Genomic DNA, 11980 nt, shown 5'->3' with positions numbered 1-11980 from the left:
TTATGCGATGAGCAATTTTCAGGCGCTCTGGGTGACCGAAGGGGCCCATGGTGCTTTCCGGCAAGAGGTGGTGACGCGCAGCCTGGACGACCTGCCCGCGGGCGAGGTGCTGATCCGGGTGCACTACTCCTCGCTCAACTACAAGGACGCCCTGTCGGCCATCGGCAACCGCGGCGTGACCCGGCGCTATCCCCATACCCCGGGTATCGACGCTGCCGGGGTGGTGGAGCACTCCAACGCTGGCGAATTCGCCGTGGGCGATGAGGTCCTGGTCACGGGCTACGACCTGGGCATGAGCACTCCCGGCGGCTTCGGCCAGTACATCCGGGTGCCGGCCGCCTGGGTGATCCGCCGCCCGGACAATCTCGGCCTGCGTGAAGCCATGGTGCTGGGCACCGCGGGGCTCACCGCGGCGCTGTGCGTCGAGAAGCTCGAACAGATGGGCCTGACCCCTGAAGCCGGTACCGTGCTGGTCACCGGTGCCAGTGGTGGCGTGGGCAGTCTGGCGGTCAAGTTGCTGGCACGCCTGGGCTATCACGTGGCGGCGTCCACCGCCAAGCTGGAGCGCGCGGAGTGGCTGCATCGGCTGGGTGCCCGGCAGATCCTCGACCGTGCCACCCTGGCCGATGGCGTCGGCAAGCCGCTACTGGACCAGCAGTGGGCCGGGGCGGTGGATACCGTCGGCGGCGACATCCTCTTCAACGTCATCAAGTCGCTGGAATACGGCGGCAGCGTGGCCTGCTGCGGCATGACCGCCGGCACCACCTTCGCCGCCGGGGTCTTTCCCTTCATCCTGCGCGGGGTGAATCTGCTGGGCGTGGATTCTGTCGAGTTGCCACTGATGGCCAAGGCCGCGCTCTGGGACAAGCTTTCGGTGCAGTGGAAGCTGGACGACCTGGACAGCCTGACCCGCGAGGTCGGCCTTGCCGAACTGCCCGACACCATCAGTCAGATCCTGGCGGGCAAGATGGTGGGGCGTGTGGTGGTCGATCTCGGTTGAGCGAAGGCCAGACAAAAAGAAACCCGCCGCGGCGGGTTTTCTTTTGCGTCCGCGGCGATCAGGCCTGGCGGCGGCGGAACAGCGGCTCGGCCTGGTCGACCGCGCCCTGATAGGTCACGCTGAAGTCGCGCAGACCGGCCAGGGCCGCTTCCGGATCGCGGTCGGCACGGACCACGTAGGCATCGAAGCCGCAACGCTTGAGGAAGAACAGCTGGTCCTGCAGGACATCGCCGATGGCGCGCAGCTCGCCGGTCCAGCCGAAGCGTTCGCGCAGCAGGCGGGCATAGGAATAGCCACGCCCGTCGACGAAGGCCGGGAAGTTGATGGCGATCAGGGCGAAGTGCGCGAGGTCGCCGGCAATGCTCTCCGGCTCTTCATCGCTGTCCAGCCAGATGCCCAGCTTGCCATCGCGGCAGGTGAGGGCATGGCCGTGCTCCAGCCACAGGGCGGCCGGGATGATCACGTCGTCGCTGTTGGGGACGTCTGCCAAGGCGACGTCCTTGGGCAGCAGATGCCAGTTGTCGGTGACCAGCTGGTCGCCCTTAATGATTCTTTGCATAGACGCGCTCCTTGAAGGGGTCGATACCGATACGGCGGTAGGTGTCGATGAAGCGCTCGTCTTCGGTGCGTCGCTCGACGTAGACGTTGATCAGCTTGCCGATCACCTCGGGCATCTGGTCCTGGGCGAAGGAGGGGCCGAGGATCTTGGCCAGGGTGGCGTCACGGCCGGCGTCGCCACCCAGGGACACCTGGTAGAACTCCTCGCCCTTCTTGTCCACGCCGAGGATGCCGATGTGGCCGACGTGGTGGTGACCGCAGGCGTTCATGCAACCGGAGATGTTGAGGTCCAGCTCGCCGATGTCGAACAGGTAGTCCAGGTCGTCGAAACGGCGCTGGATGGCTTCGGCGATGGGGATCGACTTGGCGTTGGCCAGGGAGCAGAAATCACCGCCCGGGCAGCAGATCATGTCGGTCAGCAGGCCGATGTTGGGGGTGGCGAAGCCATGCTCGCGCAACTCGTGCCAGAGCTCCAGCAGCTGGTCCTGACGGACGTCGGCGAAGATGACGTTCTGCTGGTGCGAGGTGCGCAGCTCGCCGAAGCTGTAGCGATCGGCCAGCTCGGCCATGGCGTCCAGCTGGAGATCGGTCACGTCCCCCGGCGCGACGCCGGTGGGCTTGAGCGACAGCGTCACGGCGACATAGCCCGGACGCTTGTGGCGGAAGGTGTTGCGCTGGCGCCAGCGGGAGAAACCGGGGTGCTCGGCGTCCAGGCGGGCGAGGGCGGCGTCCTGGTCCTGCAGCTCGGCATAGGGCGGATCGACGAAGAAGGCGGAGACCCGCGCGACCTCGGCGTCGGTCAGGGTGATGGGGCCGTCCTTGAGGTGGGCCCACTCGGCCTCGACCTTTTCGGCGAAGGCGTCGGCACCCAGCGCCTTGACCAGGATCTTGATGCGCGCCTTGAACTTGTTGTCGCGGCGGCCGTAGCGGTTGTAGACCCGCAGGGTGGCTTCCAGGTAGCTGAGCAGGTGCTGCCAGGGCAGGAATTCACGGATGAATTCACCGGTGTGGGGAGTACGGCCCTGGCCGCCGCCGACCAGCACGCGGAAGCCCAGCTCGCCGGCCTCGTTACGCACCGCTTCCAGGCCGATGTCGTGCACCTCGATGGCGGCGCGATCCAGGGCGGCGCCGTTGACGGCGATCTTGAACTTGCGCGGCAGGAAGGCGAATTCGGGGTGGAAGGTCGACCACTGGCGGATGATCTCGCACCAGGGGCGCGGATCGATCAGTTCGTCATGGGCGACGCCGGCGAACTGGTCGGTGGTGGTGTTGCGGATGCAGTTGCCGCTGGTCTGGATGGCGTGCATCTGCACGGTGGCCAGCTCGGCGAGGATCTCGGGGACGTCTTCCAGCTCCGGCCAGTTGAACTGGAAGTTCTGCCGGGTACTGATGTGGGCGTAGCCCTTGTCGTAGTCACGGGCGATCTGCGCCAGCTTGCGCACCTGGGTAGTGTTCAGCAGGCCGTAGGGCACCGCGACCCGCAGCATGGGCGCGTAGCGCTGGATGTAGAGACCGTTCTGCAGGCGCAGCGGGCGGTATTCTTCGCCACCCAGCTCTCCGGCCAGGAAGCGGCGGGTCTGGTCGCGAAACTGGGCGACACGCTCTTCGACGATCCGCTGATCGTACTGATCGTAAACGTACATGGTCATCCTGCTGTCAGGCGGCGCGCACGGCTGCGCGTGATCGAAGTCCTGGGCACCCCGGGGTGCTCTGGAGACTTTTCTAGGCCGTGCACGATAGCAGCAGGTCTATATGCTTAAAAGCGATGTTTCTTTATATATAAATCTATTCCGGCGATAAGCAAGAGCAGGGTGGGCGGCGCCGGACACCGCCTACCACGGGCCTCAGTTCAGACCCAGTTTGCCGCGCAGGGTGGAGAGATCTTCCGCCAGGGTGTTGACCGGACCGACCAGGGCCTTGCGATCACGCTCGCTGACCTTGTCGTAGGTCTCGAAGCCGCCGTCCTTGGTCTTGTACTTGGCCAGGATCCTGTCGACCGTGGCGAAGTTCTTGTCGACCTTGGCGACGAAGGCCTGGTCCTGCTTCGCGATCTGCGGGCGGAACAGGTCGACGATCTTCTTGGCGCCATCGACGTTGGCCTGGAAGTCATACAGGTCGGTGTGGCTATAGCGTTCTTCCTCGCCCGACACCTTGGTCGCCGCCACTTCCTCCATCAGCGCCGCTGCGCCACCCACCACCTTTTCCGGCGGGAAGGTCAGGCCGTCGACGCGGGCCTGCAGGTCCTTGACGTCTGCCAGCAGCTTGTCGGCGAGGGGGCCCTGGCCTTCGGTGGTGTTCTGGGTGAAGAGGCGGTGCTCCATGCGATGGAATCCGGTGAAGTCCTCGGATTTGACCCCCTGTTCGTGATCGTCTTCGCGGGAGTCGATGGCGGCGTCCAGGTCGCTGAAGAGTTCGGCGATGGGCTCGACCTGCTCGTAGGAGACCCGCGTCGGGGCATAGAGCCTGCGCGCGGTGGCCAGGTCGCCGCGCTTGACCGCCGCGGTGAAGGCCTGGGTCTGCTCGGTGAGCTTGGCCAGGTTGTCGGTGACATAGATCTTGTAGTCGGAGATGGGGCCGACCAGATCCAGCGGCGAGTTGGCAGCGAAGGCCGGCGTGACGAAGGCCAGACTGAGGGCAGCGGCGAGGAACGAGCGTTTCATTCGACTTCTCCTGTCGAGGTTTTAAAGCGATGCGGCGGCCAGCAGGCTGCGGCCGAGATAGTCCTTGGCATCGGTGATCCCCGGCAGGACGAAGAAGTAACCGCCGCCGATGGGCTTGATGTATTCCTCCAGGGGCTCGCCATCCAGGCGTTTCTGTACGGCGATGAAGCCCTGCTCCAGATCGGCCTGGTAGGCGATGAACAGCAGGCCCATGTCGAGCTGGCCGTTCTTGCGCACGCCATTGGAGTAGTTGAAGGGGCGGCGCAGGATCAGGTTGCGCTGGCTCTCCGGGGTACGGGGATTGGCCAGGCGGATATGGGCGTCCAGCGGCGTGACCTTGCCCTTGGGATCGCTGGCATAATCCGGCACATCGGTCTCGTGACCGCCGGCCATGGGCGCCCCACTGGCCTTGCGCCGCCCGAAGATGGCTTCCTGCTCCTGCAGCGGGGTGCGATCCCAGCGCTCGACGAAATTGCGGATGATGCGCACCGCCTGGTAGCTGCCCTGGGCGGCCCAGGCGGGCTCGCCGCTGCCGGGCTGGACCCAGACGATCCGGTCCATCGCCTGGGCGTCGGTGGAATCGGGGTTGGCCGAGCCGTCGCGAAAGCCGAGGAAGTTGCGCGCGCTTTCCGCCGGTTGCCCGGGTGACGGATCCTGCACCGGCACGCTGCCTTCCTGCCTCCAGCGGATCGCCAGCAGGTCGGGCAGATTCTTCACGATGTCGCGCAGGGCGTGGATGTTGGTGTCCGGGGTATTGGCGCAGAACTGCAGGCAGAGATCGCCGTGGCAGCAGTCCGCTTCCAGGGCGTCGTTGGGAAAGCCGGTCATGCGCTGCAGCTGACGCGGCTTTACCGCGCTCAGGCCGAAACGGTCGTCGAACAGCGACTCGCCTACCGAGACGGTGATGGTGAGGTTGTCCGGCGTCACCACCGGACCGAGGATGCCGGAATCCAGCGGCGGCAACCTGGGATCGACCTCCGGTACCGGGCCGCCCTGCATGAGAAAGCGGATGCGCTCGTCGAGGGTCCGCAGCAGGCGTTCCAGGTCGTCACGGTCGCTGGCCAGCACATCGAAGGCCACGATCATCCCGGCCGCCGGCCGTGGGGTGACGATGCCGCTCTGGTGCTGGCCGAGGAACGCCTGGCGCTGGTGGGTATTGGCGCTACCGGGGGCACGGGTCACCTCGGCGGTGCTGGCCGCGCGGGCGTGCATCGGGCAGAGCCCGGCACCGGCCAGGGCCACGCTGGCGGCGCCAAGGCCACCCAGCAGGCGGCGACGGTCGATATTGGGCTGATCGGGAGCGGACTTCTTCATGGCGTGGTCTTGGCCGCGGCCAGGCCCAGGGCCGGGGCGACCTGGTCGAGGGAGTCGGCCAGGGCCTGGGCCGCGGCGGCAATGCGCTGGCGGTCGTCAGGGGAAAGGGAAGAGTAGGGACGCTGGACATCGCCCAGGGCCGCGGCCAGGGCGTCGGCCTGGGTATCCAGGCGTTGCTGCAGCTCGGGATGCCCCTTGCCGAGCAGCGGGCGCAGCAATTCGATCACCTTGCGCGTGCCGTCCAGATTGGCGGCGAAACCGGGCAGCACGAGCTGGCTGTAGCGTTCTTCTTCGCCCGTGATCCGGGTGCTGGCCAGGTTGTGCAGCAGGCGTGCGGCGTTGCCGCTGAGTTGTTCGGGCGGTAGCGACTGGCCGAGCAGGGCATCGCGCAGGGCGGCGGCGTCCTGTTGCAGGCGGGCAGCGACGGGTTCCAAGTCCCGGGTGCTGTTGCCGGCGAAGAGGCCTTGTTCGAGGCGATGGAAGCCGCCGAAGGCCGGATCCTGTTCGCGCTTTTCGTAGTAGTCGGCGCGCGCATTGAGGCGATTGTCCAGTTCGGCAAAGCGCTGCGCGGTCGCCGCCAGGCGCTGGTAGGGCAGGCGGGCGGCGGCATAGGCGGCACGCGCCTGCTCCAGATCGCCCGCGGCCAGGGACTGCTGCAGGGTAGTGAGGCCCTGCAGCAACAGGCGGCTCTGCTGATTCAGATAGACGCGGTATTCCGACAGCGGACCGACGAACTGGGTCAGGGTCGGACCGGCCTTGCTGGCGGCTTCCGAGGCGGCGGTCGGGAGTACCTTCAGCGTACCCCGCGGATTGCTCAGCAGCCCGCAGGTGATGGCGTAGTCGCCAGGCGCCAGGGTGGCATTGATGACCTGGCTGAGACCGGGGGCGATGTTCTCGCGCTCCTCGACCACCAGGACGCCGTCGAGGATTTCCCACTCCACCGCCCGATCCGAGCGGTTGACGATACGAAAGCGCGCCGGCCCGGCAGGCACTTGCAGGGCGTTGGGCTCGCAGCGATTGGCCAGGATATCGACCTTGATCTCGCCGTCGGCGACGGTCGCGTGACGCTCGCCTGCGGAGCGCGAGGCGTAATAGAAGGCGGCGCCCGCGGCGATCAGCAGGGTTGCCGAGCCGATCAGGGCCAGGCGCATGGCCGTGGAGCCCTGCTTCGGCGAATGGGGGTTGGCGTTGTTCAAGACGGGCGCTCCAGCGAGGCGGGGGTGGTTACCACAGGACGCTGGGGCGGCGCCGGGGTGCGGAAGAACAGCGGCAGGGTGACCGCCAGGAACAGCAGATAGGCGCCGAGGGTGCTCACGGTCGGGGTGTCCTGGTAGCCGAACATGCCGGCCAGCACCGTACCCACCGGGCCGTCGGCGGGCAGCACGTGGCTCCAGTCGAACAGTACCTGCTGCAGCGAATTCCACAGGCCGGCTTCATGCAGGGCCTTGACCGAGTTGGTGAACAGGCCGGCCGCGACGAAGAGGATGAACAGGCCGGTGAAGCGAAAGAACTTGCCCAGGTTCAGTCGCACGCCGCCGGTATAGAGGCCGTAACCCACCGCGATGGCGATGATCAGGCCCAGCAGGGCACCCAGGGGCGCACCGGGGCCGGCGCTCTGCTGGAAGATGGCGAGCAGAAAGAACACGGTTTCCAGGCCCTCGCGGGCCACCGCCAGAAAGACCATGCCGATCAGGGCATAGACCTGGTTGCGCGAAGCGGACAGGGCGTTTTCCAGGGAGTCGTGGAGTTCGGTCTTGATCGAGCGCGCCGCCTTGCGCATCCAGAACACCATGGAGGTGAGGATGGCGGTGGCGGCCAGGCCGACTACCGCTTCGAACAGTTCCTGCTGACGCTGCGGGAATTCGGCGCTGGCCAACTGCAGTCCGGCGCCCACGAACAGGGACAGGGCGGCGGCCAGCATCACCCCGATCCAGACCGCGGGCATCCAGTGGCCACGACCGGTGCGTTGCAGATAGCTGGCGATGATGCCAACGATGAGCGCCGCTTCGATACCTTCGCGGAGCATGATCAGAAAGGGAACGAGCATGAAAGCTATCACCGCCGGAAGCTAAGGGCGCAGAGGCGCCCGGAGGTCGGTGATTTGTATCACAATGATTCGGATTGTTAAATGCGGATGATTCTCGTGCCTTGCGGATCCGCCGACTGGTTGGCAGCGGATCAGCGTGCAGGCGCGCGTCAGGCCTGGAAGACCACGGCGGTATCCGGAGCCTTGCCGGTGGCGAAGCGACGGATCTCCCGCCAGTTGCGCAGGTCGACCACTGCCAGCTGATTATCTTCCAGCGCCGCGAACAGCCGCTCGCCGCGGGGATCGAGGTTGAGGCCGGGCACCGCACTGCCCATGGGCAGATAGGCCACTTCGGCGAGGGTATCGGGCCGCAGCAGCGAAAGACTCTTGTCCGCCAGATTGGACACCAGCAGGCGGCCATCGGGCAGGGCGGCTACCCGTACCGCTTCGCCCCGCAGCTTGATCTGGCGGATCGGCGCCAGGTCGCGGGCATCCAGCGCATGGAGGATGCCGGCGAAACGGTTGAGTACATAGAAGGTACGCTCGTCCGGACTCAGGCAGCAGCCCTCCGGCGCCTGGCCGAGATATTTCTTGACCGGCAGCACGGCGGGATTGTGCGCGTCCACCAGGATCACCAGGCCGCTCAGGGTATCCGCGACGTAGGCACGGCGTCCGTCACGGGTCAGGACGAAGTAGTGGCTGCGGGTCCCGCCGACCGGGACGATCTGGCTGGGCGATTCGGCGGTGGCGGGGCGATCGACGCGGATGAGCAGCGAGTCGGTTTCGCTGAGCACATAGAGGCGACCCTGGTCGTCCAGGCGCATGCCGTGCAGGCGGTGATAGGGCGACAGATCGATGGACCTCACCAGGCGGCGCTCGGCGAGATCTATCACGCTGACCTGGTGGCCGCCCTCGCCAGGCGCCTGCCAGCTCTTGACGCCGTACTGGCCGACATAGGCATAGCGACCCTGGCGGTCGGCGACGATCTCATGGGGTTGCTCAGGCAATTCCAGACTGCCGACACGCTTGCCATCGGCCAGGCGATAGAAGCCGATGCCGGGGGCTTCCTTCTCGACCAGGGCGAGGTATTCATCGCCCGCTGCGAAGGCGCGGAGCGGATAGCCGCCCAGCAGGGGCAGGGCGGCACTGGCAGCCAGCAGGCCGAGGGTCTGACGGCGATTCAGGTGGGGCATAGGAGGTCTCCCAAGGGGCAAGCCTCCCTGCCAGGGTCAAGCGAATCCGTGCTACTCGAATAGACCCTTGAACCAGGTCCAAACTCCGAAGGAGTAGTCGGGAAAGATGTCGATGCCCAGTGCGGACTTGAGCAGATAGAGCAGCAAGAGGCCCACCAGGCCGCAGGCCAGCAGGATCACCGCCAGCACCGTGGCCTTGCCGAGCAGGGACAATTCCTGCTCCAGGCGCGAGAGTTGACGGTAGTTGCGACCGGCGAGGAAGACGAAGTAGTAGCGGCGGTGCCAGAACTTGACGGTGCCGCGCAGATCGACACTGTGCTTGCCCCAGCTGCGGGTGCCGAAGGCCAGCTTGAGGGCTTCCAGCTGCTCCTCGGTAAAGGATTCACGCAGCGCCTCGGGCAGGCGTTCCTTCAGACCAGCGATGAAGGGGTCGTGGCGTTTGATGCGATCCTGCATGGAAAAGCTTCCCTCTGAATGGTGCGAATGCACTCTGAGGGGGCGCCCGACCGGGCGTTCCGCCGCACCTGATAGGCGGGGCCCCGCGCAGGACGATCGGTCAGGCGCTGACGCGTACGGGGCGCAGCACCTCGGCCCGGGCGCGCAACTGGCCACAACCGCCGTCGACATCCTGGCCCGCGGAATTGCGCACCTTGGTGAGCAGGCCGCGGCTGTGCAGGTAACGCACGATCTGCACGATGCGCTCGCCGTCGGGGCGCTGGTAGTCGTCCACTTCCAGGCTGTTGTAGGGAATCAGGTTGAGTACGCCGTACTTGCCCTTCATCAGCCGCAGCAATTCGTCCATCTCGTCCTGGCTGTCGTTGATGCCGGCGAGCAGCGTCCACTGGTACTGGATGGGATAGCCGATCAGCCGGGCATAGGCTTCACCCTGTTCGATCAGCTCACCCGGTTCGTAGCGGGGCGCCTTGGGCAGCAGGCGGGCCCGACGCTCGGCATTGGTGCTGTGCAACGACAGCGCCAATGCCGGCCTGACCGTCTGCTGGGGCAGTCGCTCGAACACCCGCGGATCGCCGACGGTGGAAAACACCAGGTTGCGATGGCCGATACCGCCGGCGGTGCCCAGCAGGTCGATGGCTTCCAGCACGTTGTCCAGGTTGTGCGCCGGCTCGCCCATGCCCATGAAGACCACCTTCTTGACCGCCCTGAGGCGTCGCGCTAGGGCGACCTGGGCGACGATCTCGGCGCTGCCCACCTGGCGCAGCAGGCCGCTCTTGCCGGTCATGCAGAAGACGCAGCCCACCGCGCAGCCGACCTGGGACGACACGCAGAGCCCGTCGCGCGGCAGCAGCACGCTTTCCACCGCCTGGCCATCGCCCAGGGTCACCAGCATCCGCGCCGAACCGTCGGCTCCCGGATGCTCCGAGGTCACCCGGGCCAGGCCTTCCAGCCGCGCGGTCAGTGCCGGGATGGCCTGGCGTACCTCCAGCGGCAGGAAGTTTTCCGCCTGCTGGCGCCGGGTGCCGGTATCCAGGGCCAGTCCCTGGCACCAGGCGCGCAGGATACGGGCACTGTGCTTGGGCTTGGCGCCGGCATCGGCGAGCAACTGGACGACATCGGAAATACGCATGGGAAAAGGGCAGGTCGAGGGCGGGCGGCGATAATAGGACAGGGCAGGGATGCTATCCTAGTCCTTTGCAAGACGAGGACCCGTCATGAAGTTCATCCACCAGCGCGAGCATCTCAACGAGGGCGATCTGGTCGTCATCCAGAGTTCGGGGGTGTGCAACATCCGCCTGATGAACGATGCCAATTTCCGCAGCTTCAAGAACGGCGGCCGCCACTCCTATCACGGCGGCGCCTTCGACACCTTTCCGGCGCGCATCACCGTCCCGAGCACCGGCTTCTGGAACATCACCCTGGACACCGTCACCAAGCGGCCGATCAGCGTTACCCGCAAGCCCGAGATCAAGCACTCGATCAAGATCGTCCGTCGCTCGCCTTCCGAGTTGCGTTGAGACAGCGGTCACCCGTCCCTGGGTGATCCTGCTGGCTATTTCGGCTGCAACTCCAGCAGCCGTGCGTTGGCGCCGTCTTCCAGTACCCAGAGGCTGCCGTTGGGACCTTCCTCGACGTCGCGGATGCGCGTGCCCATGGCATAGCGCTCGACTTCGCGTGCCTCTTCGCCCTTGAGTTCGATCCGCACCAGCGCCTTGGAAGACAGGCCGCCGATGAAGGCATTACCTTTCCAGGCCGGGAAGCGGCTGCCCTCGTAGATCATCAATCCGGCCGGGGAAATCACCGGCGTCCAGGTGATCTTCGGCGGGATGAATTCCGGGCGGGTCGCGTGATCCGGGATCGGCTTGCCGCCATAGTGATCGCCATTGGAGACCTCGGGATAGCCGTAATTGCCGCCGCGCTGGATCAGGTTCAGCTCGTCACCGCCCTGGGGACCCATCTCTTGTTCCCACAAGCGGCCTTGGGCATCGAAGGCGATGCCCAGCGGGTTGCGGTGACCCAGCGACCAGACCTGCGCCGCTACGCCGCCCTGCTGGGCGAAGGGGTTGTCCGCAGGCGTACTACCGTCATCGTTGAGGCGGATGAGCTTGCCCAGGTTGCCGGTCATGTCCTGGGCCGGGGTGAATTTCTGCCGCTCACCCGAGGTAATCCACAGCTTGCCGTCCGGGCCGAATCTCATGCGATGGCCATAGTGACCGTTGCCAGTGACCTTGGGGGTCTGCCGCCAGATCACCTTGAGGTCACTGAGCGACCCGCTGCCATCTTCTTTCAAGGTCAGCTTGGCACGGGCCACGGCGGCACCCTGGGTACCGTCTTCGCCGGCTTCGGCGTAGCTCAGGTAGATCAGCTGATTACTGGCATATTGCGGATGCAGGATGACATCGCCCAGCCCGCCCTGGCCGGCGGCGACCACCTTGGGCACACCGCCGATGTCCTGCGCCTTGCCAGTCTGCACGTTCAGGTGCTTGAGGACGCCGCCTTTCTCGGTGACCAGCGCCGTGCCGTCCGGCAGGAAGGCGATGGCCCAGGGCGCATCCAGGGTGGCTCGTGACGTCGCGGTGAAGGGCCACTGAGCTTCACTCAGCGCCTGGGGCGCGGCATTGGCGTTCAGGGTGGCGAGACCGAACAGGAGACTGCCGGCGGCTAGGGTAAGGCCTTTCATGGGCACGCGGTCCTCGTCGATGGAAGTCCCTACACCCTAGTAGGGACGCCCGCGAAAAGGGCTGCGTTTTTGTTACCTGAGGCGTCTGCCGGG

Annotated in this window: 12 protein-coding genes; 2 read left to right on the top strand and 10 right to left on the bottom strand. The window is 66.1% G+C overall.

Annotated features, from left to right (window positions below; genetic code table 11):
- Window positions 1-7 precede the first annotated feature (7 nt).
- Window positions 8-1000 carry a YhdH/YhfP family quinone oxidoreductase gene (locus AABM56_RS11380; protein ID WP_133863094.1) on the top strand — a complete coding sequence of 331 codons (993 nt, stop codon included), beginning with the start codon at window positions 8-10 and terminating at the stop codon, window positions 998-1000.
- 58 nt (window positions 1001-1058) lie between these two features.
- On the opposite strand, the gene AABM56_RS11375 is transcribed toward AABM56_RS11380, so the two are convergent.
- The 9 genes from AABM56_RS11375 to AABM56_RS11335 form a co-directional block, all read right to left on the bottom strand.
- A complete protein-coding gene (locus tag AABM56_RS11375; protein WP_133863093.1) occupies window positions 1059-1559 on the bottom strand; it encodes a DUF934 domain-containing protein in 501 nt (166 codons plus the stop codon).
- A complete protein-coding gene (locus AABM56_RS11370; protein WP_133863092.1) occupies window positions 1543-3201 on the bottom strand; it encodes a nitrite/sulfite reductase in 1659 nt (552 codons plus the stop codon). Before AABM56_RS11370 ends, AABM56_RS11375 begins: the two co-directional genes overlap by 17 nt.
- Before the next feature lie 201 nt (window positions 3202-3402).
- Window positions 3403-4218, bottom strand: a complete 816-nt coding sequence (gene efeO / locus AABM56_RS11365) for an iron uptake system protein EfeO (RefSeq protein ID WP_347884102.1) — start codon at window positions 4216-4218, stop codon at window positions 3403-3405.
- 21 nt (window positions 4219-4239) lie between these two features.
- A complete protein-coding gene (efeB, locus tag AABM56_RS11360) occupies window positions 4240-5532 on the bottom strand; it encodes an iron uptake transporter deferrochelatase/peroxidase subunit (protein ID WP_347884101.1) in 1293 nt (430 codons plus the stop codon).
- On the bottom strand, window positions 5529-6683 hold the full coding sequence (efeO, locus tag AABM56_RS11355) for an iron uptake system protein EfeO (protein WP_166655950.1): 1155 nt from the start codon (window positions 6681-6683) through the stop codon (window positions 5529-5531). Before efeO (AABM56_RS11355) ends, efeB begins: the two co-directional genes overlap by 4 nt.
- A gap of 41 nt (window positions 6684-6724) precedes the next feature.
- Window positions 6725-7579: an iron uptake transporter permease EfeU gene (gene efeU, locus AABM56_RS11350; protein WP_133863088.1), complete on the bottom strand. Its 855-nt coding sequence runs from the start codon at window positions 7577-7579 to the stop codon at window positions 6725-6727.
- A gap of 149 nt (window positions 7580-7728) precedes the next feature.
- Window positions 7729-8751, bottom strand: a complete 1023-nt coding sequence (locus tag AABM56_RS11345; protein ID WP_133863087.1) for a twin-arginine translocation pathway signal protein — start codon at window positions 8749-8751, stop codon at window positions 7729-7731.
- Window positions 8752-8802: 51 nt separating this feature from the next.
- Window positions 8803-9207: a 3-phosphoshikimate 1-carboxyvinyltransferase gene (locus tag AABM56_RS11340; protein ID WP_133863086.1), complete on the bottom strand. Its 405-nt coding sequence runs from the start codon at window positions 9205-9207 to the stop codon at window positions 8803-8805.
- Between the two features lie 100 nt (window positions 9208-9307).
- Window positions 9308-10336 carry an RNA methyltransferase gene (locus AABM56_RS11335; protein WP_133863085.1) on the bottom strand — a complete coding sequence of 343 codons (1029 nt, stop codon included), beginning with the start codon at window positions 10334-10336 and terminating at the stop codon, window positions 9308-9310.
- Window positions 10337-10421: 85 nt separating this feature from the next.
- Between AABM56_RS11335 and AABM56_RS11330 the strand changes: the two genes are divergently transcribed.
- Window positions 10422-10724 carry a DUF1883 domain-containing protein gene (locus AABM56_RS11330; protein WP_133863084.1) on the top strand — a complete coding sequence of 101 codons (303 nt, stop codon included), beginning with the start codon at window positions 10422-10424 and terminating at the stop codon, window positions 10722-10724.
- A gap of 35 nt (window positions 10725-10759) precedes the next feature.
- Here AABM56_RS11330 and AABM56_RS11325 read toward each other — a convergent pair whose 3' ends face one another.
- A complete protein-coding gene (locus tag AABM56_RS11325; protein WP_347884100.1) occupies window positions 10760-11887 on the bottom strand; it encodes a PQQ-dependent sugar dehydrogenase in 1128 nt (375 codons plus the stop codon).
- Window positions 11888-11980: the final 93 nt, after the last annotated feature.

The sequence above is a fragment of the Pseudomonas aestiva genome (assembly GCF_039908605.1).
GTDB lineage: Bacteria > Pseudomonadota > Gammaproteobacteria > Pseudomonadales > Pseudomonadaceae > Chryseomonas > Chryseomonas aestiva.
The sequence above is the reverse complement of the archived record's forward strand: the minus strand, read 5'-3'. Positions and strand labels throughout refer to the sequence as shown.

What these genes read in the sequence shown, in the direction of transcription:
- AABM56_RS11380 (WP_133863094.1), top strand. Translation starts at nt 8, where the DNA reads ATGAGCAATTTTCAGGCGCTCTGGGTGACCGAAGGGGCCCATGGTGCT.
- AABM56_RS11375 (WP_133863093.1), bottom strand. Translation starts at nt 1,559, where the DNA reads ATGCAAAGAATCATTAAGGGCGACCAGCTGGTCACCGACAACTGGCAT.
- AABM56_RS11370 (WP_133863092.1), bottom strand. Translation starts at nt 3,201, where the DNA reads ATGTACGTTTACGATCAGTACGATCAGCGGATCGTCGAAGAGCGTGTC.
- efeO (WP_347884102.1), bottom strand. Translation starts at nt 4,218, where the DNA reads ATGAAACGCTCGTTCCTCGCCGCTGCCCTCAGTCTGGCCTTCGTCACG.
- efeB (WP_347884101.1), bottom strand. Translation starts at nt 5,532, where the DNA reads ATGAAGAAGTCCGCTCCCGATCAGCCCAATATCGACCGTCGCCGCCTG.
- efeO (WP_166655950.1), bottom strand. Translation starts at nt 6,683, where the DNA reads ATGCGCCTGGCCCTGATCGGCTCGGCAACCCTGCTGATCGCCGCGGGC.
- efeU (WP_133863088.1), bottom strand. Translation starts at nt 7,579, where the DNA reads ATGCTCGTTCCCTTTCTGATCATGCTCCGCGAAGGTATCGAAGCGGCG.
- AABM56_RS11345 (WP_133863087.1), bottom strand. Translation starts at nt 8,751, where the DNA reads ATGCCCCACCTGAATCGCCGTCAGACCCTCGGCCTGCTGGCTGCCAGT.
- AABM56_RS11340 (WP_133863086.1), bottom strand. Translation starts at nt 9,207, where the DNA reads ATGCAGGATCGCATCAAACGCCACGACCCCTTCATCGCTGGTCTGAAG.
- AABM56_RS11335 (WP_133863085.1), bottom strand. Translation starts at nt 10,336, where the DNA reads ATGCGTATTTCCGATGTCGTCCAGTTGCTCGCCGATGCCGGCGCCAAG.
- AABM56_RS11330 (WP_133863084.1), top strand. Translation starts at nt 10,422, where the DNA reads ATGAAGTTCATCCACCAGCGCGAGCATCTCAACGAGGGCGATCTGGTC.
- AABM56_RS11325 (WP_347884100.1), bottom strand. Translation starts at nt 11,887, where the DNA reads ATGAAAGGCCTTACCCTAGCCGCCGGCAGTCTCCTGTTCGGTCTCGCC.